Raw genomic sequence first — 578 nt, forward strand, 5'->3', positions numbered from 1 at the left:
GGCCGCTGAGCAGTTTTCGGCGGCCGCACTGAAGAGGGCACGGGCATGATTCGCGCGCTGTTACGCAGCCTGCAACCCCGTGAAGCCGGCTTGTTGCGGCGTGCGCTGATGGCGATGGCGTTGAGTGCGTTGGCCCAGGGCGCAGCGTTGGCGTTGTTGCCGATGGCCTTTGCCCAGTGGTTCGGCAACACCACGCCTTGGGCCTGGGCCATCGGTTTCACCGGCATGGCCTTGTTGTGCCTCTGGCTGCGCCGGTATGCCCAGCTGGCGGGCTATCGCGCCGGTGCCGAAGCAGCCCAGGCGTTGAACCGACGCATTGGTGACAAGCTGGTGCAACTGCCGCTGGAATGGTTTGTGGAGCGGCGCAGCGCTGAACTGAATCGCCTGGTGACTCACACCGTGCTGCAAATCATGAGCACCCCGGCGCACCTTTTGCAGCCAATGGCCAATGCGCTGTTGACGCCTTTGGCACTCCTGCTGGCGCTGTTTTTCTACGACCGCTCCATGGCGTTGGCGGCACTGGCCGCGTTGCCGTTGCTGGTGCTGGTGTACCACTGGGGCGTGCGCTGGGGCGGGCA

1 protein-coding gene is annotated in these 578 nt (G+C 65.1%); it reads left to right on the forward strand.

Translation table 11 applies throughout. The annotated features are described in order from the left end of the window. Window positions 1–45: 45 nt before the first annotated feature. Window positions 46–578: ABC transporter transmembrane domain-containing protein (locus HX846_RS38325; RefSeq protein WP_256735348.1), on the forward strand; the 533-nt coding region annotated here is incomplete at its 3' end.

It is taken from the genome of Pseudomonas sp. K5002 (genome assembly GCF_013386655.1).
GTDB lineage: Bacteria > Pseudomonadota > Gammaproteobacteria > Pseudomonadales > Pseudomonadaceae > Aquipseudomonas.